Raw genomic sequence first — 22,919 nt, forward strand, 5'->3', positions numbered from 1 at the left:
TTTAGGAAGAATAGGTCTTTCTTTGTTTTGTCTCCACCCTCAAAGAAAACTAACGAAAAGAAAGCCGCCCTGCCGGGGGCAGAGCAATAAGGCTGTTTTTGCCTCTGTGGTTGCGTCGTACGGCCCGGAGTGTTGGCTAGCCAATCCTACCGACTCGAAGGGCATCGCTACTACATGACCCAATGGTCACGTGGTGGTGCCCCTGATCGCTTTGCTCAGTGAGCGTTCTGGCATCTGCCGTTCGCGGTGCGCAGCGCCACGATCCTGCCTGCCCTGGTGGTTTCGTGGTTTTGTCTCTGGCGGCGGGCGCTCGGCCATTTGATGCCCTGCCGTACCGGCTCTATCCGCGTCTTGCTCTTAGCGTCCAGGGTTTCGTGGTGGGCACCGTGGCCCGTTCGCCCGTTCGCTAGGGCCGCGCTCACACCCACGGCGCTCGTCCTCCGAGACAAAACCACGAAACCAGCCACACCCGAAACGGCGCAGCACTTCGCGCCGCGAGCGGCAGATGTGGGAGTGGTCACCGCACACGAGGTCAGGGGCTGCACCACGTGACCATTGGGTCATGCAAGTTCGATGCCCTTTGAGCCGGTAAGGCACGCTAGCCAACACTCCGGGCCGTACGACGCAACCACTGCCCCACATAAGCCTTATTGCTCTGCCCCCGGCAGGGCGGCTTTCTTTTCGTTAGTTTTCTTTGCCGGTCAAAGAAAAGTGACCGGCAGCCCCCGCAGGGGGATGTCGTATGGCCCTTGGGTCCAAAAACCAACGCCGCTAAAAAAAACAGCGACCACACCCCAAAAAACAAGCCACCAACTACAAACAACGCCCCACAGGCACCAACTCATCCACCAAATCCCGCATATGCCGCCAATGCGACCCCTCCCAAAACACTCGCTGGCAGCAATCGCAAGTCACGAACCGCTCCTGGCGCGCAAGCACGCCCGGCGGCACGCGGCCGTCGACCTCGGTTTTGTCGATCGCCCGTAGCGGCACATTGCAGTCCAGGCACAGCGAGAACGGCCGCGCGCTACGGGCCAGGTCGAGCCGCGCGAAAATCTCCCGTAGTTGCGGTGTGGCCTTGATGGCGCGCACGTAGCAGCCATGGGTGACCCCGCGCCGCTTGAGCAGCTCGCGGTCCCGCGTGAGCACGATGCGGCCCTCGCGCATGGCGATGGCCTCGATCTCACTATCGGCGTAATGGTTGTCGTAAAGCGTGTCGAAGCCGGTCAGGCGCAGCAGGTGCGCCAACCCGCCCAGGTGGGCGTCGGCAACAAAGCGGGTCGCGCGCAGCGGCTCGGCGCGCACGCGCAGCAACGGTGTGACGTCGAAGGCTTCGAACTGGGGATAGACCGAGACGCGGTCGCCATCCTGCAGCAGGCGCTCGAAGCCACGTGACTCGCCGTTCACCAGGATCAGCTCCACTTCGGTGTGCGGCACGCCCAGCGCTTCGATCATGTGCTTGACGGTGGCGGCGCGCGCGCAGGCGCACACGCAATCCCGGCCGCGCTGCGCGCGCGGCAGGAAATCGTTCAGTTCCTCGTAGAAACGAAACGTGGCGGTGACGGTGGCAGGGTCGGTGGCCATGGGCCAAAGTATGCCACCGCCCGGCAGCGCCTCAGCCCGCCTGATTGGCCAGCCGCAGCGTGGACTCCACGGAAAGCCGCGCCCAGGCTGTCATGGACTCGGCCGACTCCAGGCAGGCCGGTGGAGCACTCAGGTAGTGCTGCATGGAGATCTCGCGGCCGTTGCGGCTGTAGCGGAACGGCTCGCCGCCCTCGGCCTCGAAGCCCCCGCGCGTCTGGTCGTCCACTTTCAGGTAGCAGCGCCCGCCCAGCACCAGCGCGAACACCAGGCCGTCGTAGTACAGGGCGTGGCCGCCAAACATGCGGCGCGTGGTGATCGGGCCGATGCGCGCCGCTAGCGGCCCCAGCAGTTCGAGCAGATGGTCGATGAAGGGATCGGGGCGGCGGGCTGGCATGGCGCGGGCGCGGGCGGATGCCTCAGAGCTTCAGGCGCTGCCAGATGGCTTTGGTCGCGCTGGCCGTGTTGAGCGTGTAGAAATGCAGCCCCGGCACGCCGGCGGCAAGCAGGCGCTCGCACAGCGCGGTGACCACATCCAGGCCAAAGGCGCGGATCGATTCGCGGTCATCGCCGAAGCCTTCCAGCCGCTTGGCCACCCAGCGCGGCACTTCGGCACCGCACATCTCGGAGAAGCGCATCAGCTGCGAGGAATTGGTGATCGGCATGATGCCCGGCACGATCGGTACGTCCACACCCATGGCGCGCACGTCCTCGACGAAACGGAAGTACGCATCGGCGTTGAAGAAGTACTGGGTGATGGCCGAGTCGGCGCCGGCCTTGACCTTGCGCACGAAGTTCTCGAGATCGTGGCGGGGCGACTTGGCCTGCGGGTGGTACTCGGGATAAGCCGCCACCTCAATGTTGAACCAGTCGCCGGTCTCGGCGCGGATGAACTCCACCAGCTCGTTGGCATAGCGGAACTCGCCGATCTCGCCCATGCCCGATGGCATGTCGCCGCGCAGCGCGACGATATGGCGGATGCCGCCTTCACGGTAGGTCTTGAGGATATTGCGGATGCTCTCGCGCGAGGACCCCACGCACGACAAGTGCGGCGCGGCCTCGATGCCTTCGCGCTGGATCTCCAGCACGGCGTCCAGCGTGCCCTGCTGGGTGGTGCCGCCGGCGCCGAAGGTCACCGAGATGAACTTGGGCTGCAGCGGAGCGAGCTGCGCACGCGTGTTGCGCAGCTTCTCGGCGCCCTCCGCCGTCTTGGGCGGGAAGAATTCAAAGCTGAAGTAGCGGTCTTGCATGATGGTGGCGCGCCGCCTATGGCGCGGCGCGCTGAAAAATTGGCATGGGACGCCGGACGGCGTCAGGCGCTGCGGCGTTCGCCGAGCAGCACGCTCGACAGGGCCCAGGAGATCACGCTGTAGAGGATCGAGCCAAGCAGGGCCGCGCCAAAGCCGGTGACCACGAAACCGGCCAGCAGCTTGCCCACGAACAGGAACAGCAGCGCGTTGATCACGAAGATGAACAGGCCAAGCGTGAGCAGCGTCACCGGCAAGGTCAGGATCACCAGGATCGGGCGGATCAAGGTATTCACCAGGCCAAGCACCAGCGCGGCGATCATGGCCGAGCCAAAGCCGCCAAGATGAATCCCATCGATCAGGCTGCCCACCAGGAACAGCGCGGCGGCGTTGATGATCCAGACGGCCAACAATCTCATGACGACTCCTTCGCTTGGGTAAAACGGATTCGGGGCAGATTCGGGGCACGGCGCCCGCTGCGCGCGGGCGCCGCGGGCTGACGAACCGGCGGTCGATCAAACGCAGATCAGCCGCCGGTCACCGGCAGATCAATAACGGTAGTGATCGGCCTTGTACGGGCCTTGCTTGCTCACGCCGATATAGGCGGCTTGCTGCTCGGTCAGCTCGGACAGTTGCGCGTTGAGCTTCTTGAGCTGCAGGCGCGCGACCTTTTCGTCCAGGTGCTTGGGCAGCGTGTAGACGCCGACCGGGTACTTGCCGCTTTCGCGTTCCTGCCACAGTTCGATCTGGGCGATGGTCTGGTTGGCGAACGAGCTGCTCATCACGTACGACGGGTGGCCCGTGCCGCAGCCCAGGTTCACCAGGCGGCCCTTGGCCAGGATGATGATCTTCTTGCTGGGTTGATCGCCAACGGCGGGGAACACCACGTGGTCAACCTGCGGCTTGATCTCGTCCCACTCATACTTTTCCAGCGAGGCGATGTCGATCTCGTTGTCAAAGTGGCCGATGTTGCAGACGATGGCCTGGTCCTTCATCTTGGCCATGTGGTCATGGGTGATGACGTGGTAGTTGCCGGTGCAGGTGACGAAGATGTCGGCCTTGTCGGCAGCGTATTCCATGGTCACCACGCGGTAGCCTTCCATCGCGGCCTGCAGTGCGCAGATCGGGTCGACCTCGGTCACCCACACCTGGGCCGACAGGGCACGCAGTGCCTGCGCGCTGCCCTTGCCCACGTCGCCGTAGCCGGCCACCAGCGCAACCTTGCCGGCGATCATCACGTCGGTGGCGCGCTTGATGCCGTCCACCAGCGATTCACGGCAACCATACAGGTTGTCGAACTTGCTCTTGGTCACCGAGTCGTTGACGTTGATGGCGGGGAACTTGAGCTCGCCCTTTTGCGCCATCTGGTACAGGCGGTGCACGCCCGTGGTGGTTTCCTCGGTCACGCCCTTGATGGCGTCCAGGTTACGGCTGTACCAGGACGGGTCCTTGGCCAGCTTTTCCTTGATCGCGGCGAACAGGAAGGTTTCTTCCTCGCTGCCCGGGTTGGCGATCAGCGATGCGTCCTTCTCGGCGCGGGCGCCCAGGTGCAGCAGCAGCGTGGCATCGCCGCCGTCGTCCAGGATCATGTTGGGGGTGCCGCCATCCTTCCAGTCGAAGATGCGGTGGGTGAAGTCCCAGTATTCCTTCAGCGATTCGCCCTTGAAGGCGAACACCGGCGTGCCCGAAGCGGCGATGGCCGCGGCAGCGTGGTCCTGGGTCGAGAAGATGTTGCACGATGCCCAGCGCACGTCGGCGCCAAGCGCCACCAGCGTCTCGATCAGCACGGCGGTCTGGATGGTCATGTGCAGCGAGCCGGCGATGCGCGCGCCCTTCAGGGGCTGGGCGGCAGCGTACTCGTCGCGGATGGCCATCAGGCCGGGCATTTCGGTTTCGGCGATGGCGATTTCCTTGCGGCCCCAGCCGGCGAGGCCCAGGTCGGCCACGAGGTAATCGTTCTTCAGGTCAGTCACTGCGTTCATGTTTCACTCCGATGAAGAGTGGCGACGAAGGACGAGTGCGGGGAATACGGCCGCGCCATGCAAGGATGGTGAAAACCAGGGCCTTTGCATAACGGGCGGATAGGTCGACTCGCCTCCGTGTGTATGCCACGGATCAGCGAGCGCCGTTGAAGACAGTCCGAGCCTGGCGGATGGCACAATAAGGCCCATTCGTTGCAACGCTCCTCGGAGTGGCGGTATTGTAGCCTGCCCCGGCACGCTTGGCACCGCCACCGCCATGAATTTTTCTTGACCGCCGGCCCAGCACATGACCCTGACGACACACCGCCCCCCGCGCACCCTGACCATCGCCGGCTCCGACTCTGGCGGCGGCGCCGGCATCCAGGCCGATCTCAAGACCTTTGCGGCGCTGGGCTGCTTCGGCATGAGCGCGATCACTGCCATCACGGCGCAGAACACGCTCGGCGTGACCGGCGTGCATGCCATCCCGGCCGACATGGTAGCGGCCCAGATCGATGCGGTTGCCAGCGATATCGGCGTGGATGCGGCCAAGACCGGCATGCTGGGCACCGCGGCCATCGTCGAGGCGGTAGCCGCCGCGGTGGACCGCCATGGCATTCGCCAGCTGGTAGTGGACCCGGTCATGATCTCCACCTCCGGCGCCACCCTGGCGGACGACGCCACCACCCAGGCCATGGTGCGCCTGCTGTTCCCGCGCGCCGTGCTGGTCACGCCCAACCTGCCCGAGGCATCCTACCTGCTGGGCCGCAAGATCACCCGGCGTGATGAAATGGAGCAGGCGGCACGCGACCTGGTCGCGCTGGGCTGCCCGGCGGTGCTGCTCAAGGGCGGGCACCTGGATCCGGCCGATGCCGGCCTGGACGACCTGCTGCTGAGTGCCGACGGCACTGTGCGCGTGTTCAGCCATCAGCGGGTCGACACCCGCAACCTGCATGGCACCGGCTGCACACTGGCAGCGGCCATAGCTGCCCAGTTGGCAAGGGGCGATAAGCTGGAAGACGCGGTGGAAGTGGCGCTGGATTTCGTGGCCGATGCGATTGTGGCGGGTGCTGACTTTGCGCTTGGGACGGGCAACGGGCCGCTGAACCACGGCTTTGCGCCGCGGGTGCTGGGATGAAGCAAGCCAGCGGCCCTGGACGAAGCCGTCGAACGGGCCAAAGCCGCGCGCCATGACGACGGCTGTTTCTCCCTCTCCCCTCAGGGGGAGAGGGCCGGGGAGAGGGGTGGCTTAGCTAGGAGCCACTGGAAGCGGAGCCCTCGGATTTGTCCAGCAAGCAGGCGGAACGAGCGCCCGCCCTCTCCCCCGACCCCTCTCCCACAAGTGGGAGAGGGGAGCGGACCAGCGGTATGATTTGCGCCCCAGCCTGACATCCGCCACACCATGCCCACCCTCACCCAGATCGACCTGCGCACCGACCCCACCGCCGCCCCATACCAAAAGCACGAAGTGGTACAGGTAGCCTTCGCCAAAGAACCCGGCGAACTCATCAGCCTCGAAGGCCCCAACCGCTACCAGCCCGGCGACGCCATCATCACCGGCTCCACCGGCGACCGCTGGGTCGTGTCCCGCGAACGCTTCGACCCCAAGTACGAACCGCTGCAAGCCGGCACCCACGGCCAGGATGGCGCCTACCAGAACATCCCTGGCGTGGTGCTGGCCAAACGGATGGACCAGGATTTCAGCATTGCCCGCTCAGCCGGCGGCGACGTACTGCATGGCGCAGCTGGCGACTGGCTGATGCAATACGCCCCGAACGACTACGGCATCGTCCAGCAGGCGCGCTTCGTCCAGGTCTACCGTCCGGCCAGCGGCAACGCCTGAGGCGTCAGTCCCCGCCGCTGCTCAGCGGCACCAGCTTGAACGCCGCGCGTGCCACGCAAACCACTTCACCAGCGGCGTTCTTCACTTCGCCCTCGCAAAACGCGATGCGCGCGCCGCGCCGCATGCAGCGCGCTTCCAGGTGCAGTTCACCGCGTGCCGCAGCCAGGAAATGCGTGGACATATCGATGGTGATCACACCGGTTTCCAGCGGCGCATGCGAGCGCGCGGCGCCGCTGAGCGTGAAATCCAGCGTGGCCATCAAGGTGCCGCCGTGCACGTCGCCCCGGCTGTTGACCAGGAACGGGCTGACCGGCAGGCGCGTGTGGCACAGGCCCTCTTCCATCCGCACGGGCTGCAGGCCAAGATGGCGCATCAGCGGCACGTCGATGCCGAAGTAGGGTTTCTCGGGCGTGCCCGGCGCTACCGGGACAATCTGAGCGGGACTTTCCAAAACAGTTCTTCCTTATTCGCGTTCTTCGCGTTATGCGAGCTCCACCACCGCCTGGCCCTCGGCGACGGCGTCGCCGGGCCGCACCAGGATGGCCTTGACCACGCCAGCATATTCGGATTCGAGCGGTATCTCCATTTTCATGGACTCGATCATCATCACGGCGTCGCCGGGCGCAATGGTAGCGCCAACTTCGATGTGGATGGCGCAGACATGGCCGCTTACCGCGGCTTCGATCTTGTTCATCAGGCAGCTCTCTGGGTAGGTTGTGGGTTCTCTGCGGCAGGCGTGGCCAGCACACGCTGGGCGAGCGCGGTATCGATGCGCCCGGCCAGGAAATCGGGATGCGCGAGCACGCGCAGGATGAAAGGGATGTTGGTCTTGACGCCGGCAATGGCGAAATCCCCCAGCGCCGCGCGCAGCGTGGCGATGGCCTCGCCGCGATCGGCGCCGGTGGCAATCACCTTGGCCAGCATGGGGTCGTAGTACGGCGTGATGCGGGCGCCTTCGGCGTAGCCGGTTTCCACGCGGATGCCCTCGCCTTGCGGCGGGCGGAACACCTCCAGCGGGCCAGGCGACGGGAAGAAGCGCACCGGGTCCTCGGCATACACGCGCGCCTCGATGGCATGGCCTTGCGCGTGGACCTGGCCGCCCGGCAGCACATCATCGATGCGCTCGCCGCGCGCCAGCCGGATCTGCGCTGCCACGATATCCACGCCGGTGATCTGCTCGGTGACGGCGTGCTCCACCTGCAGGCGCGTGTTCATCTCCAGGAAGACAAATCCGGTGGCCGGCGTGTGCAGCATTTCCACCGTGCCGATCACGTCGTAGCCGATGCCGGACAGCAGCGCCGAGAGCTTGGCCGCCATGGCTTGCACCTCGGCACGGTCCAGCCCGTGCGCGCGCGCTTCCTCGATGACTTTCTGATGACGGCGCTGCACGGAGCAATCGCGCTCCCACAGGATGCGCACGCCGCCGTGGCGGTCGGCCAGCACCTGGAACTCGATATGGCGCGGCTGCTCGACCAGCTTCTCCAGGTACAGCTCGGCCTGGCCAAAGCTGCGCTGCGCCACCGAGCGCGCCTGCTGCCAGGCAGCGGCCAAGCCGGCCGCGTCACGCACCGGCACCATGCCGATGCCGCCGCCACCGCCGGCGGGCTTGATCAGCACCGGATAGCCGATACGCTCTGCCGCAGCGGCGACGGTGTCCATGTCGTCGGGCAGCACCTCGGAGCTGGGCGCCAGCGGCATGCCTTGCGCAGCCATGAAAGCGCGCGCTTCGGTCTTGTGGCCAAGGCGCCGGATCCAGTGCGGGGACGGGCCGATAAAGCACAGGCCGGCGGCTTCCACGCGCTCGGCGAAAGCGGCGTTTTCCGACAGGAAGCCATAGCCGGGATGCACCGCATCGGCGCCACTGGCGCGCGCGGCTTCCAGCAGCTTGTCCTGGTCCAGGTAGCTGGCCAGCGGCGGCGCTTCGCCCAGGCGCAGCGCGGCATCGGCTTCGCGCAGGTAGGGCAAGCCAGCGTCGGCATCCGAGTACACCGCGACCGATTCCAGGCCCAGCCCGCGCAGCGCGCGGATGATGCGCGCCGCTACCGCGCCGCGATTCGCGACCAGCACGCGACGCAAGGGACGCAACGGACGCAACGGACGCAACGGACGTACCGATTCGCAAGCCTTCGTCGTGGCAATCATGAAGTCTCTCCCGCGCGGATCACTACCGCGTCGACCAGCACCGGCGCCACGCCGGCGCGGCTCACCATGACCGGATTGGCGTCGACCGAGCGTACCTGTCCTTGCGCGCCCACCATCCAGTCGCCCACGCGCACCAGCATTTGCGCCAGCGCGTCCACATCGACCGCCTCCATGCCGCGCAGCGCGCCGAAGGCGCGCGCAATGCGCAGCCGGCCGATGGCCTCGCGCGCCTGCGCGGCGTTGAAGGGCGCGACGAGAAACTGCACGTCGTCTATCGCTTCGACCAGCACGCCGCCCTGCCCCACCATCACCACCGGTCCGTAGACGTCGTCGATGTGCGCGCCCACCGCCAGCTCGAAAGCGCCGCGTTGCTGGCGCGCCAGCAAGACGCCGCCATGCTGGATGCCCTGGCTGGCAGACAGCCCTCGCAGCATACGGTCCAGGTCATGGAAGGCAGCCAGTGCCTGCGCCTCGTCGGCAAGGCCGAGGCGCACCAGCCCTAGCTCGGACTTGTGCGTGATATCGGACGAAACGCCCTTGGCAACCACTGGCGTGCCCAGTTCGCCCAGCGCGCGGCGCACGTCATCCACGCTGCGGCACAGGCGGTGCCGCACGACCGGCAGACCGGCCTGCGCCAGCGCCGCCAGGCTTGCCACTTCGTCGAGCGATACGTTGGGAGCCGCATTGTCCTTGGCGAACACCGGCGGCAGCGCGGCGGGCTCGGCCAACGCGGCGGCATTCATCGCCGCGTGCCGCGCGAGCATGCCCAGCGCGCGCATGGCGGCACGCTCGCTGTCGAACACCGGCACGCCTTGCGCGCGGAACGCCTGCGCCACCCATTCCTGGTTGGCGCTGACCGCCACCGGCACGCCGCTGGCCGAGGCAAAGCGGCCGGTCTGCGCGGAGAAATCGGCAAAGTCGTAGCCCTCGCCGCCGATAGGAAAGCCCACGTAGATCATGTCGGCCTGGCGCTGCGCGGCCACCACTTCCAGCGTCTGCCCGTAGATGTGCGGCTGGCCCAGCAGCGCAGTGGTCATGTCGATCGGATTGCGCGCCGACACAAACGCTGGAAGCACTGCCTTGAGCGCGGCTTCCCCCTCGCCTTCGAACTGGCACAGCGCGAGGCCCTGATCCTCGGCGGCATCGGCCGCCAGTACGCATGTGGCGCCGGAATTGCTGATCGCCACTACCTTGCGTCCACGCGGACGCTGCCCGCCGATAAACACCTGGCTGTACTCGACCAGCTCGCGGAAATCCGCCACGCGCTGGATGCCGTGCTGGCGCAGGAAGGCGTCGGCTAGTGCATCCTCACCGGCCAGCGCGCCGGTGTGCGAGCTGGCGGTGAGTTGCCCGGCCTGCGTGCGGCCAGCTTTGACCGCCAGGATGGGAATGTCGCGCTGATGCGCGACACGCGCGGCCTGCGCCAGCACAGCCGGGTCTTTCAGCGATTCGATATAGAGCAGCAGCACCCGGATGTCCGGATCGGCCGCGACCGCGCGCAGCACCTCTGCGGCAGTGATGTCCGCCTCGTTGCCGGTCGCCACCATATAGCGCACGCCGATGCCCTTGCGGCGCAGGCCACCGTAGACGATGGAAGAGCCCGCGCCGCTCTGGCTGACGATGGCGACCGGCCCGTCCTGGCCGGCCTCCTCGTTGATCATGGTCGAAAAATGCAGGATGGCCCCATCGCGGAAATTGGCCACACCCTGCGTATTGGGGCCGAACAAGCGCAAACCGCCCGCGCGCGCGCGCTCGACCAGCCTGCGCTGCTGCGCCGCGCCGGCTTCGCCAAGCTCCGCAAAGCCCGAGGAATAAATCACCGCTGCGCGCGCATTGACCGCCAGGCACTGGTCGATGGCCTGTTCGACCTCCTGCCCCGCGACACTGATCACCACGACATCGGGCGCATCGGGCAGCGCGGCCAGTTCGGGATAGGCCTGCAGGCCCTGGATCTGCGCGCGTTTGGGGTTGACCGGATACACACGCCCGGCAAAGCCGTAGCGGCGCATGTAATCGATCGGCCGGCCGCCGGCCTTGATCGGATTATCGGAGGCGCCAAGGATGGCAACCGAACGCGGGGCCAGCAGTTCAAGCATGTTGTCGCTCATCTCAATCCACCTTCACCTTGGCTTCGGTGGCCACGCGCTTCCACTTGACTAGTTCCGCCTGCATAAACGCGCCGAACTGCTCGGCACTCAGCGTGCCGGGCGTGGTGCCGCTCTGCGCCAGGTTAGCCTTGGATTCCGCCGTGTTCATGCTCTTCACGGCGTCGCGGTTCAGGCGCTCCACCAGCGGCTTGGGCAGGTTGGCCGGGCCATAGAAGCCAATCCACGTGGTGGCCTCGTAGCCGGGCACGCCCTGCTCGGCAATGGTGGGCACATTGGGCAAGGCCTCGCTGCGCTTGGCCGAGGTCACGCCGATGGCCTTGACCTTGCCGTCCTTCACATAGGGCGCCATCGTCATCACGTCATGGAACAGCGCGGGGATCTGGCCGCCGAGCAGGTCCGACAGCGCCGGCGCCGCGCCCTTGTAGGGAATATGCGTCAGCGGCGTGTTGGTCATCAGCCGCAGCAACTCCCCCGACATATGCGTGGCGCCGCCAATGCTGGATGAGCCGAACGACAAGCCTTCCTTTTGCTTCCTCGCGTACGCAAGGAATTCCTGCAGGTTCGACACCGGCACATTGTTGTTCACCACCAGCACGTTGGGCGTGGTCGCCAACAGCGCGATCGGGGTGAAGTCCTTGCTGGCGTTGTACGGCAGCTTGGGCCGCACCGCGGGATTGATCACCTGGTGCGTGGCGCTGACCAGCAGCGTGTAGCCGTCCGGGTTGGCGCGCGCGACGATCTCGGTGCCGATCTGGCCGCTGGCGCCGGCGCGGTTATCCACCACGAACGGCTGCTTGAACTCGGCCTGCATGTCGCGCGCGATGCGGCGCGCCAGCAGGTCGGTCATGCCGCCGGCGGGAAACGGCACGACGATGGTGACGGGCTTCTGCGGCCAGTGCTCCTGCGCCTGCGCGCCGGTGGCGCCCGGCAGTGCGGCGCCAACGGCCAGCGTGGCGGTAACGATGGCATTGAGGGTGGGGCGGTGCGCAAGGATAGGTCGGTGATTGGGCAAGGCGGTCTCCATTATTTTGTTTGTGTCTGATTTGCCGGACGGTCTCTCGTCTCAGGGCCGGATGCCGAACTTGCGCACGCCCGGCTCGCGCAGCGGCGCCGCCAGGTTGGCGAACTCGCACAGCAGCGAGCGCGTATCGCGCGGGTCGATGATGTCTTCCACCACGAAGGCTTCGGCGCTGCGGAACGGCGACGTCAGGCTGCGCACACGCTGCTCGATCTCGGCGCGCTTTTGCACGGGGTCGTCGGCGCCTTCGATCTCGGCCTTGTAGGCAACCTCCAGCCCGCCCTCGATCGGCAGCGAGCCCCAGTTGCCGGACGGCCATGCATAGCGGAAGTTGAAGCGGCCCATATGCTGGTGCCCCGCCGCCGCCACGCCATAGGCGCGGCGCAGGATCACGGAGCACCACGGCGTGGTGGCCTGGTACACCGCGGCCAGCGCGCGCACGCCGTAGCGCATGGTGCCGGCCTTCTCGGCTTCCAGGCCGATCTGGAAGCCGGCGATATCGACCATATTGATCACCGGCAGGTGGAAGGCTTCGGCCAGGTCCACGAAGCGGATGAATTTCTCCGCGGTGGGGCCGTCCCAGCCACCGCCGTAGTGATACGGATCGCTCGCCACCACCGCCACCGGCCAGCCATCCACGCGGGCCAGCCCGGTCACGATGGCGCGGCCCCAGTGCCGGCCCATCTCGAAAAAGGAGCCCTGGTCCACCAGCGTCTCGACAATGGGGCGCACCTTGTAGACGGAGCGGCTGTCGCGCGGGATCGCGCTGAGCAGCCACTCATCGCGGCGGGCGGGATCGTCGGTTGGCTCAACGCGCGGCGGCAGTTCATGCACCGAGCCCGGCAGGTAGGACAGGAAGCGGCGCGCGCGCGCAAAGGCTTCTTCCTCGCTCGCCACTTCGTCATCGACCACGCCATTGCGCGTATGGATCTGGCTGCCGCCGAGCTCGTTCTTTTCCAGTACCTGGCCAATGCGCGCCACCACCGGCGGGCCGGCGTTGAACAATTGCGCGGTGCCCTTGACCATCACCGAGTAGTGGCTCGCGGCCACGCGCGCCGCGCCCATGCCGGCCACCGAGCCCAGCGCCAGCGACACCACCGGCACCAGCGACATGTTCTCCACCACGTGCTGCCACACCTTCATGGTGGGGATGTTGGTGTAGCCCTTGTTCTCGATATTGCGCACGGAGCCGCCACCGCCGGTGCCGTCTACCAGCCGCACCATGGGCAAGCGCAGGTCGCGCGCCATCTTCTCTGCGTGGATCAGCTTCTCGCCAACGGCACCGTCGTTGGCGCCGCCGCGCACGGTGAAGTCATCGCCCACCAGCACCACCGGGCGGCCATCCACCTTGGCGCGCCCCATCACCAGGTTGGCGGGCGTCAGGCCCACCAGGCGGCCATTGCTGTCGTACTGGCCGCTGCCGGTGAGCGCGCCCACCTCGCGGAACGATCCGGCATCGGCGATCGCGTCGATGCGCTCGCGCACGGTCAGCTTGCCGGCGTCCTTGTGCCGCTTGACCTTGTCGGGGCCGCCGAGCTGCGCGGCGAGTTGCTTGCGGTAGGCCAGTTCATCGATTTCGGGCTGCCAGGACACGGCGGTCTCCTTAGTGCTGTTGTTATGGTCGTGGGCTATCTAGACGCATAAACGCAGCAAACGTGCCAGGCGCACCGGCCCTTGATTTCATTGTTCTTTTTATGGCTCGCTGATATTGTGTCCGCAATAAGGACACAAAAGTGCCCACGACGGAGACACAACATGTCGTCATCAGCGACACCCGAAGACACTTTCCCCGGCACTGAAGACAGCCTCGGCGTACTGGTCGCCAGCCACGCGGGAGACGTACTAGCCAGCCTGGGACTCGCCGCCAACGCCACGCTGGCAACCGCCGCGCTAGCCGCCAGCGCAGGGCTCGCTGGCGATGGCGACTCCCCCCAGGATGCCGGCCGCCTGTTCGAATGCAGCCTGCCTGGCCCCGACAGCAAGCCCGCGCACCGCTTCATCGCCATGCGTCTGAGCGACCGCGAGCGGCAGGTCATCCTGCTGCGCCCGGCCGAGCGTGACGCAGCCCTCTTCGACTTCCTCGGCGCGGTACCCTTTGCCGGCGCGATCCTCGATCACTTCATTACCAACCCCTACCAGGCCATCACCGTGGCGGACCGTGCGGGCAACGTGCGCTTCATCAGCCCAGTGCACGAAAAATTCCTCGGCCTGCGCACCGGTGAAGGCACGGGCCGGCCCGCGGTGGACGTCATCCCCAACTCGCGCCTAGCGCAGGTGGCCGCCAGCGGCAAAGCCGAGATCGGGCAGCTGCAGGAGATGAACGGGGTGACACGCGTGGTGAACCGCATCCCGATCAGCGCCGCGGGCGAAGTGGTTGGCGCCATCGGCCAGATCCTCTTCAAGGAGCCTGAAGCCATCGGCCGCATGCACCGCGAGATGACGCAATTGCGCTCGCAACTGGCGCAAACACAACGCGAGCTCGACGCGTTGCGCGAGCAGCAGGCCGGCGCCGGCCCCGGCCTGCTGATTGGCGATAGCGCACCCATGCAGCGGCTGCGCCGAGAGATCGACACGGTAGCGCGGCTGGACGTGCCGGTGCTGATCCTCGGCGAAAGCGGCACCGGCAAGGAACTGGTGGCACGCGCCATCCACGGCGCCAGCCGCGCGGCCCAGGGCAAGCCGCTGGTCAGCCTGAACCTGGCCGCGTTGCCCGCCACGCTGATCGAGGCCGAGCTGTTCGGGCATGCGGCGGGCGCCTTCACGGGCAGCCATCGCCTTGGGCAGGCTGGCAAGCTGGAGCAGGCCGCCGGCGGCACGCTGTTCCTCGACGAGGTTGCCGATATCCCGATGGAGATGCAGGTCAAGCTGCTGCGCGTGCTGGAGGACCATATGGTGGAACGGCTGGGCAGCCGGCAGGCGCAGCGCGTGGACTTCCGGCTGGTAGCGGCAACCAACCGCGACATCCAGGCGCTGATCGATGGCGGACGCTTCCGCCTGGATCTGTACTACCGCCTGAGCGGCGTGGTGCTGCGCATTCCCGCGCTGGGCCAGCGGCGCGAGGACATCCCTGCCCTGTTGACCCATTTCGTGCGCGGCTTCTGCGCGCGCAACCAGGTGCCGGTGCCGGAAGTGGCCTCCGAGGTGCCGCGCTATCTGGCCGAGCGGCGATGGCCGGGCAATGTGCGCCAGCTCAGGCAGAAGATCGAAGAAGCGCTGGTGTTCTGCGACGCACGCGTGCTGCGCGCGGCGGATTTCGCCCGGGGCGAGGAAAGCGCGGTGGCGTACGGTCTGAGCGAGCCGCCGTTGCCGTATGGCGAGGCACTGGACGAGGCGGCGAATGAGGCGGCGAATGAGGCTGAGATCAACGCGCGCGCCGCATCGCCGGCGGACCTGCGGGAAGTCGCGTACGAGGCCGTGCTGCAGGCCATCGCGCGGCACGGTGGCAACAAGAAGCGCGCGGCGGAGCAACTGCGCATTTCACGCTCGCATCTGTACAAGATCCTGGCGCGTGGCGCGCGCGGCTGAGCGCAGGCGTTTTCCAGCGCCTACAGGATCTCCCGGACAAACCAGGCATTGAAGCGGTAAAGCGCAATGGTTGGCATCACGGAAAACAAGAACAGGCTGACGACAGCGCGCCGGTTCTTATACAGGTAGAGCGCCAGCAGATCCCGCAGCGTGTAGCTGGCTACCAGCACCAGGAGCGGAATGTAGGCCAGGAAGCAAAACAGGAAAATCCAGACAAAGGCGCCGCCCTGTAACGCTCGGTCAAGCATGCCAGCACCGGCGATCCAGTGCCCATCCCCGGCACTGAATGTAAGAAGCAGCATCAACAGGGAAACGATCAGCGTGGGATAGCGGAGCATTTAGATCGGCCCTCTCTCGCCGCCCGGCTCGTCGCCAAACAGCACGCGCAGCATGCGCTCGGGATTGGCCAGGAAATCGCGCGTCACGCGAAAGTGTTCGGTGTCCTGATAGTCGATCTGCGCCATGCCGTCCGGCGAGCAGGTGTAGATCCACGCGTTGGGATAGGCCATCAGGATCGGCGAGTGCGTAGCGATGATGAACTGCGAGCCGTCTTCGGCCAGATCATGGATGCGCGACAGCACCGCCAGTTGCCGCTGCGGCGACAGCGCCGCCTCGGGCTCGTCGAGCAGGTAGAGCCCATTGCCGCCAAAGCGATGCATCATCAGCGCGAGAAACGATTCGCCATGCGATTGCTCGTGCAACGAACGCCCGCCGTAGGCGTTGATGACGGGCGGGCTGAAGGCCGGCTCCTGGTCCAGGCGCTCGATTTCCGTGGCCACGTTGAAGAAGCTCTCCGCGCGCAGGAAGAAGCCATCGCGCGGGCGCTTGAAGCCGCGCGCAACGCGCAGGTATTCGTGCAGCACCGAATGCGACCGACGCGTGCCGAAGCTGAAATTGCGCGAGCCGCCCTCGGCGTTGTAACCCATGGCCACGGCAATGGCTTCCATCAGCGTGGACTTGCCCGATCCGTTCTCGCCAACCAGGAAGGTCACCTTGGGGTGCATCTCCATCGCTTCCAGCGTGCGCACCGCGGGCAGGCTGAAGGGGTAGCGCTCGAAGCTGTCGACGATGTCGCGCCGCAGGGTGACGCGGCTGATGAACTGGGACGAGATCATGGGGTTCGCCGGAGTGGATGGCACGGCACTATCGTAACGCCGTTCGGCGCCGGCGTGGCTCACAACGCCAGGCGCATGGCGATGCGTTGGCGCAAGCCGAGCGCCGCCTCGCGCGCCAGTGCGGCGCAGAGCGCCGGGCTGAGATCGGCTTCATCGAGATGGCGAAAGCCGAGGCTTGCGTAGAACGGCGCGTTCCACGGCAGGTGGCTGAAGGTGGTGAGATGGAGCGACTGCAGGCCTTGCCGGCGCAAACCATCGGCTACGGCGCGCACAAGTGCGCGGCCAATGCCACGGCGGGCGTGGGCGGGGTGGACGTCCATCTCATCAAGGCAGGCATGCTGGCCAAGCACGCTGGCGAGCGCGAAGCCGGCTGGCGTGCCGTCGGGGGCGATAGCGACCCACAGGCGGCGCTCACGCTGCGCGCGTTGCAGGTCTTCGAGCGGCGTGACTTGCTGGCGCAGCGCGGGAGGCAGGTCGGATTCGGGGAATAGTTCAGCCGCCGCGCGTTCGATGGCAGGCAGGCCGGGTACGTCTTCGGGAGTTGCTAAGCGAATGACTGGCATCGGGGCGCGGCGGTATGTGGCAAGTTCGGGCTCCCCCCCTCATCCGCTGCGCGGGAGAGGGCGGAAGCCCGATAAGCGTCGTGCGGGACAAAACCGAGGGCTCCGCTTCAAGTGGCTCCTAGCTAAGCCACCCCTCTCCCCCTGAGGGGAGAGGGAGAGACAGCCGTCGTCATGGCGCGCAGCTTTGGCCCGTTCTGCGGCTTCGTTCAGGCCCGCTGGTTTGCTCCCCTCTCCCACTTGTGGGAGAGGGGCCGGGGGAGAGGGCGGGCGCTGGCCCAGAGTATGGACAGTCACACGCACGCGTGCTTGCCCATCCTCCGGGCCCCATGCATCACGCCGCCGGAAACATCCCCAGCAGATTCGTCACCGCCGCAGGCACGTCAGCCGCCTCGGTAATCGCGCGCACCACGGCCGCGCTGCCAACGCCAGCCGCCAGCACCTCCGGCAAGCGCGCCGCATCGACGCCGCCGATGCCCACCAGCGAGGGCACCACGGGCTGCATCAGCTTGACGTAGGCGTGGAAGCGGCCCAGGCCCTGCGGCGCGGTCGGCATGATTTTGGTGGTGGTCGGGAAGATCGCACCCAGCGCCAGGTAGCTCGGGCCGATGGTGGCCACGCGCAGCATCTCGGCATAGCCGTGCGTGGACACGCCAAGGCGCAGCCCGGAGGCGCGCAGCGCATCGAGGTCGGCTTCATCGAGGTCTTCCTGGCCGAGGTGGATGCCATAGATGCCGCTGTCGCCACCCTGGCTGGCGTGGTAGTCGATGGCAGCCCGCCAGTGATCGTTGATGAACAAGCGCGAAGCGCTGCCGCGCGCGGCCTTGGCGGCGCGCTCAATCTCGCTGCGCACGGCCTGCGCGTCGTCGGACTTGAAGCGCAGCTGCACGGTGGGCACCGCCAGCGGCACCAGCCGCTCGATCCATTCGGCGCTGGGCACCACCGCGTACAAACCCAGCGGCGGGCACGGTGCGAAGGGCTCGGCGCGCTGCTCCGGCGCGACCAGCGCGGCGTGGCGCACGTGCGGGAAGCGCGCGAAATCCACCGGCCAGTCCAGCGAGCCCGGCTGCCAGGCGCGCGCCAGGCAGAGCGCATCGTGCGCGGGGAAATGCAGCGCCAGGCAAGCCAGCAGCACGGCGACGAAGGCCGGCGAATGCGCGGTGTCGTCGTCGGCATGGGCACTGAAGACCCAGGTGCCCATCGGCGAGCGCACGGTGTCGCTCCATTGCCCGCCTTCGCGGTCGCTCTCGATGGCGATGGCGCCGGCGCCGGCAATGCGCGCCAGCGTGGCCTCGTCGGCCTCGCCGTCGAACAGCACCACGTCGGCATCGCCGAGCGCGGCGGGGGCGTTGCCCTGCACCCACGCGCGCCAGGCCTTGTCGCTGGTGCCGAAGGTGGCGCCATAGCGCGCCAGCAGCGTGTCGCGCAGCGCGGCGTCGATGCCGGCCGGGAGAAGATTGCGGGTCATGCGCGGTCCTCCGCGCCTTCGGCGTGCCAGAACGGCATGCCCACCACCGGGGTGCTGGCCTGCGCGATATCGCGCTCCGGCATGGGGCCGGCCAGGTAGGCCGTGCGGCCCGCGTCCACAGCCAGCGCGAAGGCGCGTGCCATGTTGACCGGATAAGCAGCCTGCGCCACTGCGGTGTTCAGCAGCACACCATCGTAGCCCCACTCCAGCACCTGGGCCGCGTGCGACGGCAGCCCGAGGCCGGCGTCGACGATCAGCGGGGTATCCGGCAAGCGTTCGCGCAACAGGCGCATGGCGTGCGGATTGACGGCGCCCTTCCCGGTGCCGATGGGCGCGGCCCAGGGCATCAGCGCCTGGCAGCCCACGTCCAGCAGGCGGCGGCACAGCACGAGGTCCTCCGTGCAATACGGCAGCACCTTGAAGCCCTCCTTGATCAGCGTCTCGGCCACGGCGGGCAGGTTGAGCGTATCGGGCTGCAGCGTGTAATCGTCGCCCACCAGCTCAAGCTTGATCCAGTCGGTCTCGAACACTTCGCGCGCCATCATGGCGGTGGTGATGGCTTCCTGCGGCGCCATGCAGCCAGCGGTATTGGGCAGCACCGGCACGTTCAGCGAGCGCAGCATCTGCCAGAAAGCCTGGCCGCCCTCGCCATCGCCGACCGAGCCCTGGCGGCGCAGCGCCACCGTCAGCATGGCGGGCCGGGCCACCTCCACCGCGGCCTGCAGCGTGGCGGGAGACGGATAGCGCGCGGTACCCAGCAACAGGCGCGAGGCAAACGACTCGCCATAGAGCACGAAGGGGTCGGCGAACAGGTCGCGCCGGGGTTCTGCGGAATTGAAGGTCATTTGGGGTCAGCCTCCCGTCACGGGTTGCACGAGGTCGATACGATCGCCGGCGGCGAGCACGGTGGCCGCATGCGCGGCGCGTGGCACGAACTGGCCGTTGAGCGCGGCGGCAAATGGCGGCGCGATGCCCGCGCCCGCCACCGCATCGGCCAGCGTGGCGTTATCGGCAAGGGCGAGCGGACGGCCGTTGAGCAGGATATCCATGGTCATTGTCGTTCAGTGCAGCACCGGCGAGCCGGCGACGGTATCGAGCGCGGCCGCGATCATGCCCGGCCAGCGCACCGAAGCGGGCACGGCATGCGCGGCAGGATCGTCGTCGAGCAGAGCCCGCACCACCTGGCAGGCGGCCTCGGTGACCGCCGGGGCGATCAGGAAGCCGTGCCGGTACAGGCCATTGAGGCGCACGATGCGGGCATGCTGGTCGACCCGGATGGCCGGCAGGTGGTCCGGGCGCGTCGGGCGGCGCTGCACATTGAGTTCCAGCACGCGCGCCTCGCCAAAGGCGGGGTGCAGCGAATACGCCGCGGAAAGCAGCTCCAGCGCGGAGCGCACGCTCATCGGCGAATCATCTTCGCTTTCGAGCTCGGTGGCGCCGATCACGTAGAGGTCGTTGGGCTTGGGCGCGATATAGATCGGGTAACGCGGATGCAGCAGGCGCACCGGGCGATGCAGCTTGACCTCGGGTGCGTGCACACGCACGACTTCACCGCGCAGGCCGCGTAATCCCGGCATGCTGCCGTGCGCGGCGGGCTGCCCCGGCCAGGCGGCGCGGGCGCCCAGGCCACGGCAATCCAGCACGGTGCGCGCGCAGATACCCAGCGCGGGCAGGTCGCCCGCTTCGATTTCACCAGCCTCCCAGACGCAATGCAGCCCGCTTGCCACCGCGCAAGCCAGCAATGCGCGCAGCGTGCCGCGATTGTCCAGCTGGCCTTCGCCGGCCAGCAGCAGTCCCTGGGAGAAACGGCCCGCGAGCGCGGGCTCGAGCGCGGCCACGCCATTGCCGTCCAGCGCGCGCATGCGCTCGGCCACCAGTTCGGGCGGCGCCACGGCGCGCACCCGGCTGGTAAACAGCGACATCTCGCTGCGGTCGCGGGTATGCCATACCACCAGCGTGCCGTCTTCCTGGAAGAACACCGGCTCCGGCAATTCGGCCACCCAGGTGCGCCACAAGTCGACGCTGGCGGTGCCAAGCTCGACGATGCGGCGCTCGGCAATGGCGGATTCCGCCAGGGGCGCGAGCATTGCCGCGGCGACGTGCGCGGCGGAGCCAACGCCGTCGGGGCCACCGCGCTCGACCAGCGCCACGCGCAGGCCGGCACGCACCAGTTGCCAGGCGGAAAGGCGCCCGGCCAGGCCGGCGCCGAGCACGGCCACATCAAACGACTGCGTTGTCATGGGGATGGTTGTGCCGGTGCTCGCCGCGATGGCGCGGCGCGCACCGGCCTCCTTTAAGTCATGGCGTGCCCCTTCGGGGAAGGGGCACGGTACTTCGCGTGCGGCGCTGCACGGGCATGCGCCGCACCATGGCCCTACGCCTTACGAGTAGATCTTGCTGCCGCTCTTGACGAACTCGATCGACTTTTCCTGCATGCCTTGCTCGGCTTCGGGCTTGAGCGAGGCAGCGTAGTCGCGCACTTCCTGCGTGATCTTCATCGAGCAGAACTTGGGACCGCACATCGAGCAGAAATGCGCGATCTTGGCGCCTTCGGCCGGCAGCGTGGCGTCGTGGTACGAACGCGCGCGTTCCGGGTCCAGGCCGAGGTTGAACTGGTCTTCCCAGCGGAACTCGAAACGTGCCTTGGACAGTGCGTTGTCGCGCAGCTGCGCGCCCGGCCAGCCCTTGGCAAGGTCGGCCGCGTGAGCGGCGATCTTGTAGGTGATGATGCCTTCGCGCACGTCTTCCTTGTCCGGCAAGCCCAGGTGTTCCTTCGGCGTGACGTAGCACAGCATGGCGGTGCCCATCCAGCCGATGTTGGCCGCACCGATGCCGCTGGTGATGTGGTCATAGCCGGGGGCGATGTCCGTCACCAGCGGTCCAAGCGTGTAGAACGGGGCCTCATAGCAGTGCTTGAGCTCTTCATCCATATTGGCCTGGATGCGTTGCAGCGGCACGTGGCCCGGGCCTTCGATCATGACCTGCACATCGTGCTTCCAGGCCTTGTCGGTCAGCTCGCCGAGCGTGCGCAGCTCACCGAACTGTGCATCGTCGTTGGAGTCGGCGATACAACCCGGACGCAGGCCATCACCCAGGCTGAACGACACGTCGTACGCCTTCATGATTTCGCAGATCTCGTCGAAGTGCGTGTACAGGAAGTTTTCCTTGTGATGCGCCAGGCACCACTTGGCCATGATCGAACCACCGCGCGAGACGATGCCCGTGACACGGTCCGCGGTCATCGGCACATAGCGCAGCAGCACGCCGGCGTGGATGGTGAAGTAGTCCACGCCCTGCTCCGCCTGCTCGATCAGCGTGTCGCGGAACATTTCCCAGGTCAGGTCCTCGGCGACGCCGCCGGTCTTGTCCAGCGCCTGGTAGATGGGCACCGTGCCGATAGGCACCGGCGAGTTGCGCAGGATCCACTCGCGGGTCTCATGGATGTGCTTGCCGGTGGACAGGTCCATGATGGTGTCGGCGCCCCAGCGGATCGACCACACCATCTTTTCCACTTCCTCGGCCAGCGACGACGTCACGGCGGAGTTGCCCAGGTTGCCGTTGATCTTGACGCGGAAATTGCGCCCGATCGCCATCGGCTCCAGCTCGGTGTGGTTGATGTTGGCGGGAATGATGGCGCGGCCGGCAGCGATTTCGCGGCGCACGAATTCCGGCGTCATGTCTTCCGGGCGCAGCGGCAGCGCGGCACCCAGCGCATTGCCGGGGTGCTGGCGCAGCAACGCCTTGTATTCGGGCTTGTCGTACAGCGCTTGCAGGTTCAGCGACTCGCGCAGCGCCACGTATTCCATCTCGGGCGTGATGATGCCGCGGCGTGCATAGTGCATCTGCGACACGTTGGCGCCGGCCTTGGCGCGGCGCGGGTTGGTCAGCTGGGCAAAGCGCAGGTGGGCGGTGGCCGGATCGGCGGCGCGCGCCAGGCCGTACTCCGACGACAGGCCGGACAGCACTTCGGTGTCGCCGCGCTCTTCGATCCACTTGCCGCGTACCGAGGGCAAGCCGGCCTTCAGGTCGATATGGATGTCCGGATCGCTGTACGGGCCCGACGTGTCATACACGGGAATCGGCGGATTGGACATCTCGCCCTTGTCCGTGCGCGTGGACGTCTGCAGGATCGTGCGCAGCGGCACGCGGATATCGGGGCGGCTGCCGGTCAGGTAGGTCTTGCTGGATGCCGGATAGGCAAACTTTTTGTCGAGATCGGTTTCAAGCGACTCGAAAGATGCGGCGGGGGCGGTATTTGTGCGGGCCATGGGTGTCGTCCTCTCTCTTGCGGGGATGGACGAAACCAGGAGCCCTGTGAGCATGGCCGCGGCGGTGTGGCCGGGTCATGTGC

Annotated in this window: 22 protein-coding genes and 1 riboswitch; of the genes, 3 read left to right on the plus strand and 19 right to left on the minus strand. The window is 67.0% G+C overall.

Annotated elements, in window-relative coordinates; genetic code table 11:
* Positions 1-813: 813 nt before the first annotated feature.
* The 5 genes from AC1RQC_RS31105 to ahcY all read right to left on the minus strand — a co-directional run bounded on the left by AC1RQC_RS31105 (position 814) and on the right by ahcY (position 4,810).
* The gene (locus tag AC1RQC_RS31105; protein WP_492885587.1) at positions 814-1,584 is read right to left on the minus strand and encodes a Mut7-C RNAse domain-containing protein; all 771 of its coding nucleotides are present in this window, start codon (positions 1,582-1,584) and stop codon (positions 814-816) included.
* Positions 1,585-1,615: 31 nt separating this feature from the next.
* Positions 1,616-1,978, minus strand: coding sequence for a TfoX/Sxy family protein (locus AC1RQC_RS31110; protein ID WP_492830346.1), 363 nt, complete (start codon positions 1,976-1,978; stop codon positions 1,616-1,618).
* Between the two features lie 22 nt (positions 1,979-2,000).
* On the minus strand, positions 2,001-2,831 hold the full coding sequence (gene metF, locus AC1RQC_RS31115) for a methylenetetrahydrofolate reductase [NAD(P)H] (protein WP_183032212.1): 831 nt from the start codon (positions 2,829-2,831) through the stop codon (positions 2,001-2,003).
* 62 nt (positions 2,832-2,893) lie between these two features.
* Positions 2,894-3,247, minus strand: a complete 354-nt coding sequence (locus AC1RQC_RS31120; protein ID WP_150989950.1) for a phage holin family protein — start codon at positions 3,245-3,247, stop codon at positions 2,894-2,896.
* A gap of 129 nt (positions 3,248-3,376) precedes the next feature.
* On the minus strand, positions 3,377-4,810 hold the full coding sequence (ahcY, locus tag AC1RQC_RS31125) for an adenosylhomocysteinase (RefSeq protein ID WP_043343154.1): 1,434 nt from the start codon (positions 4,808-4,810) through the stop codon (positions 3,377-3,379).
* A gap of 131 nt (positions 4,811-4,941) precedes the next feature.
* Positions 4,942-5,022: riboswitch (S-adenosyl-L-homocysteine riboswitch) on the minus strand.
* Between the two features lie 74 nt (positions 5,023-5,096).
* Here ahcY and thiD point away from each other — a divergent pair.
* On the plus strand, positions 5,097-5,927 hold the full coding sequence (gene thiD, locus AC1RQC_RS31130) for a bifunctional hydroxymethylpyrimidine kinase/phosphomethylpyrimidine kinase (protein ID WP_492885589.1): 831 nt from the start codon (positions 5,097-5,099) through the stop codon (positions 5,925-5,927).
* Between the two features lie 264 nt (positions 5,928-6,191).
* Positions 6,192-6,632: a PGDYG domain-containing protein gene (locus tag AC1RQC_RS31135; RefSeq protein ID WP_492885591.1), complete on the plus strand. Its 441-nt coding sequence runs from the start codon at positions 6,192-6,194 to the stop codon at positions 6,630-6,632.
* Between the two features lie 4 nt (positions 6,633-6,636).
* Here AC1RQC_RS31135 and AC1RQC_RS31140 read toward each other — a convergent pair whose 3' ends face one another.
* Genes AC1RQC_RS31140 through AC1RQC_RS31165 form a run of 6 tightly spaced genes read right to left on the minus strand, consistent with a single transcriptional unit; the run spans position 6,637 to position 13,493 of the window.
* A complete protein-coding gene (locus AC1RQC_RS31140; RefSeq protein WP_150989937.1) occupies positions 6,637-7,083 on the minus strand; it encodes a PaaI family thioesterase in 447 nt (148 codons plus the stop codon).
* Positions 7,084-7,113: 30 nt separating this feature from the next.
* Positions 7,114-7,326, minus strand: coding sequence for an acyl-CoA carboxylase biotin carboxyl carrier protein subunit (locus tag AC1RQC_RS31145; RefSeq protein ID WP_492373943.1), 213 nt, complete (start codon positions 7,324-7,326; stop codon positions 7,114-7,116).
* Positions 7,326-8,774 (minus strand): acetyl-CoA carboxylase biotin carboxylase subunit, encoded by a 1,449-nt coding sequence (locus AC1RQC_RS31150; protein WP_492830341.1) that lies wholly within the window; start codon positions 8,772-8,774, stop codon positions 7,326-7,328. The genes AC1RQC_RS31145 and AC1RQC_RS31150 overlap by 1 nt, the downstream gene beginning before the upstream one ends.
* Complete coding sequence (locus AC1RQC_RS31155) at positions 8,771-10,882, minus strand: acetate--CoA ligase family protein (RefSeq protein WP_492830339.1); 2,112 nt, start codon at positions 10,880-10,882, stop codon at positions 8,771-8,773. Before AC1RQC_RS31155 ends, AC1RQC_RS31150 begins: the two co-directional genes overlap by 4 nt.
* A gap of 1 nt (position 10,883) precedes the next feature.
* Positions 10,884-11,894: a tripartite tricarboxylate transporter substrate binding protein gene (locus AC1RQC_RS31160; protein WP_492830337.1), complete on the minus strand. Its 1,011-nt coding sequence runs from the start codon at positions 11,892-11,894 to the stop codon at positions 10,884-10,886.
* A 51-nt stretch (positions 11,895-11,945) separates the two neighbouring features.
* Positions 11,946-13,493 carry an acyl-CoA carboxylase subunit beta gene (locus AC1RQC_RS31165; protein WP_492885593.1) on the minus strand — a complete coding sequence of 516 codons (1,548 nt, stop codon included), beginning with the start codon at positions 13,491-13,493 and terminating at the stop codon, positions 11,946-11,948.
* Positions 13,494-13,655: 162 nt separating this feature from the next.
* Between AC1RQC_RS31165 and AC1RQC_RS31170 the strand changes: the two genes are divergently transcribed.
* Complete coding sequence (locus AC1RQC_RS31170) at positions 13,656-15,425, plus strand: sigma-54 interaction domain-containing protein (RefSeq protein ID WP_492885595.1); 1,770 nt, start codon at positions 13,656-13,658, stop codon at positions 15,423-15,425.
* 20 nt (positions 15,426-15,445) lie between these two features.
* On the opposite strand, the gene AC1RQC_RS31175 is transcribed toward AC1RQC_RS31170, so the two are convergent.
* From AC1RQC_RS31175 to thiC, 8 genes are all read right to left on the minus strand, one after another.
* Positions 15,446-15,763 (minus strand): hypothetical protein, encoded by a 318-nt coding sequence (locus AC1RQC_RS31175; RefSeq protein ID WP_492812927.1) that lies wholly within the window; start codon positions 15,761-15,763, stop codon positions 15,446-15,448.
* Positions 15,764-16,540 (minus strand): AAA family ATPase, encoded by a 777-nt coding sequence (locus AC1RQC_RS31180; protein WP_492812925.1) that lies wholly within the window; start codon positions 16,538-16,540, stop codon positions 15,764-15,766.
* 59 nt (positions 16,541-16,599) lie between these two features.
* Positions 16,600-17,103: a GNAT family N-acetyltransferase gene (locus tag AC1RQC_RS31185; RefSeq protein ID WP_492373936.1), complete on the minus strand. Its 504-nt coding sequence runs from the start codon at positions 17,101-17,103 to the stop codon at positions 16,600-16,602.
* A 331-nt stretch (positions 17,104-17,434) separates the two neighbouring features.
* Positions 17,435-18,568: a thiamine phosphate synthase gene (locus tag AC1RQC_RS31190; RefSeq protein ID WP_492885597.1), complete on the minus strand. Its 1,134-nt coding sequence runs from the start codon at positions 18,566-18,568 to the stop codon at positions 17,435-17,437.
* Positions 18,565-19,413 carry a thiazole synthase gene (locus AC1RQC_RS31195; RefSeq protein WP_043343126.1) on the minus strand — a complete coding sequence of 283 codons (849 nt, stop codon included), beginning with the start codon at positions 19,411-19,413 and terminating at the stop codon, positions 18,565-18,567. Before AC1RQC_RS31195 ends, AC1RQC_RS31190 begins: the two co-directional genes overlap by 4 nt.
* Positions 19,414-19,419: 6 nt before the next feature.
* Positions 19,420-19,617, minus strand: a complete 198-nt coding sequence (gene thiS, locus AC1RQC_RS31200; protein WP_150989923.1) for a sulfur carrier protein ThiS — start codon at positions 19,615-19,617, stop codon at positions 19,420-19,422.
* A 12-nt stretch (positions 19,618-19,629) separates the two neighbouring features.
* On the minus strand, positions 19,630-20,808 hold the full coding sequence (locus AC1RQC_RS31205; protein WP_492812920.1) for an FAD-dependent oxidoreductase: 1,179 nt from the start codon (positions 20,806-20,808) through the stop codon (positions 19,630-19,632).
* A gap of 141 nt (positions 20,809-20,949) precedes the next feature.
* Positions 20,950-22,836 (minus strand): phosphomethylpyrimidine synthase ThiC, encoded by a 1,887-nt coding sequence (thiC, locus tag AC1RQC_RS31210; RefSeq protein WP_441641114.1) that lies wholly within the window; start codon positions 22,834-22,836, stop codon positions 20,950-20,952.
* Positions 22,837-22,919 lie beyond the last annotated feature (83 nt).

The organism is Cupriavidus sp. GW822-FHT03E04, assembly GCF_058801495.1.

Bases quoted from the DNA above. Each gene is read 5' to 3' on its own strand.
- thiC (WP_441641114.1), bottom strand. From the start codon at position 22,836: ATGGCCCGCACAAATACCGCCCCCGCCGCATCTTTCGAGTCGCTTGAA.
- AC1RQC_RS31195 (WP_043343126.1), bottom strand. From the start codon at position 19,413: ATGACCTTCAATTCCGCAGAACCCCGGCGCGACCTGTTCGCCGACCCC.
- AC1RQC_RS31105 (WP_492885587.1), bottom strand. From the start codon at position 1,584: ATGGCCACCGACCCTGCCACCGTCACCGCCACGTTTCGTTTCTACGAG.
- metF (WP_183032212.1), bottom strand. From the start codon at position 2,831: ATGCAAGACCGCTACTTCAGCTTTGAATTCTTCCCGCCCAAGACGGCG.
- thiS (WP_150989923.1), bottom strand. From the start codon at position 19,617: ATGGATATCCTGCTCAACGGCCGTCCGCTCGCCCTTGCCGATAACGCC.
- AC1RQC_RS31175 (WP_492812927.1), bottom strand. From the start codon at position 15,763: ATGCTCCGCTATCCCACGCTGATCGTTTCCCTGTTGATGCTGCTTCTT.
- AC1RQC_RS31205 (WP_492812920.1), bottom strand. From the start codon at position 20,808: ATGACAACGCAGTCGTTTGATGTGGCCGTGCTCGGCGCCGGCCTGGCC.
- AC1RQC_RS31190 (WP_492885597.1), bottom strand. From the start codon at position 18,568: ATGACCCGCAATCTTCTCCCGGCCGGCATCGACGCCGCGCTGCGCGAC.
- AC1RQC_RS31110 (WP_492830346.1), bottom strand. From the start codon at position 1,978: ATGCCAGCCCGCCGCCCCGATCCCTTCATCGACCATCTGCTCGAACTG.
- thiD (WP_492885589.1), top strand. From the start codon at position 5,097: ATGACCCTGACGACACACCGCCCCCCGCGCACCCTGACCATCGCCGGC.
- AC1RQC_RS31145 (WP_492373943.1), bottom strand. From the start codon at position 7,326: ATGAACAAGATCGAAGCCGCGGTAAGCGGCCATGTCTGCGCCATCCAC.
- AC1RQC_RS31150 (WP_492830341.1), bottom strand. From the start codon at position 8,774: ATGATTGCCACGACGAAGGCTTGCGAATCGGTACGTCCGTTGCGTCCG.
- AC1RQC_RS31120 (WP_150989950.1), bottom strand. From the start codon at position 3,247: ATGAGATTGTTGGCCGTCTGGATCATCAACGCCGCCGCGCTGTTCCTG.
- ahcY (WP_043343154.1), bottom strand. From the start codon at position 4,810: ATGAACGCAGTGACTGACCTGAAGAACGATTACCTCGTGGCCGACCTG.
- AC1RQC_RS31185 (WP_492373936.1), bottom strand. From the start codon at position 17,103: ATGCCAGTCATTCGCTTAGCAACTCCCGAAGACGTACCCGGCCTGCCT.
- AC1RQC_RS31155 (WP_492830339.1), bottom strand. From the start codon at position 10,882: ATGAGCGACAACATGCTTGAACTGCTGGCCCCGCGTTCGGTTGCCATC.
- AC1RQC_RS31170 (WP_492885595.1), top strand. From the start codon at position 13,656: ATGTCGTCATCAGCGACACCCGAAGACACTTTCCCCGGCACTGAAGAC.
- AC1RQC_RS31135 (WP_492885591.1), top strand. From the start codon at position 6,192: ATGCCCACCCTCACCCAGATCGACCTGCGCACCGACCCCACCGCCGCC.
- AC1RQC_RS31180 (WP_492812925.1), bottom strand. From the start codon at position 16,540: ATGATCTCGTCCCAGTTCATCAGCCGCGTCACCCTGCGGCGCGACATC.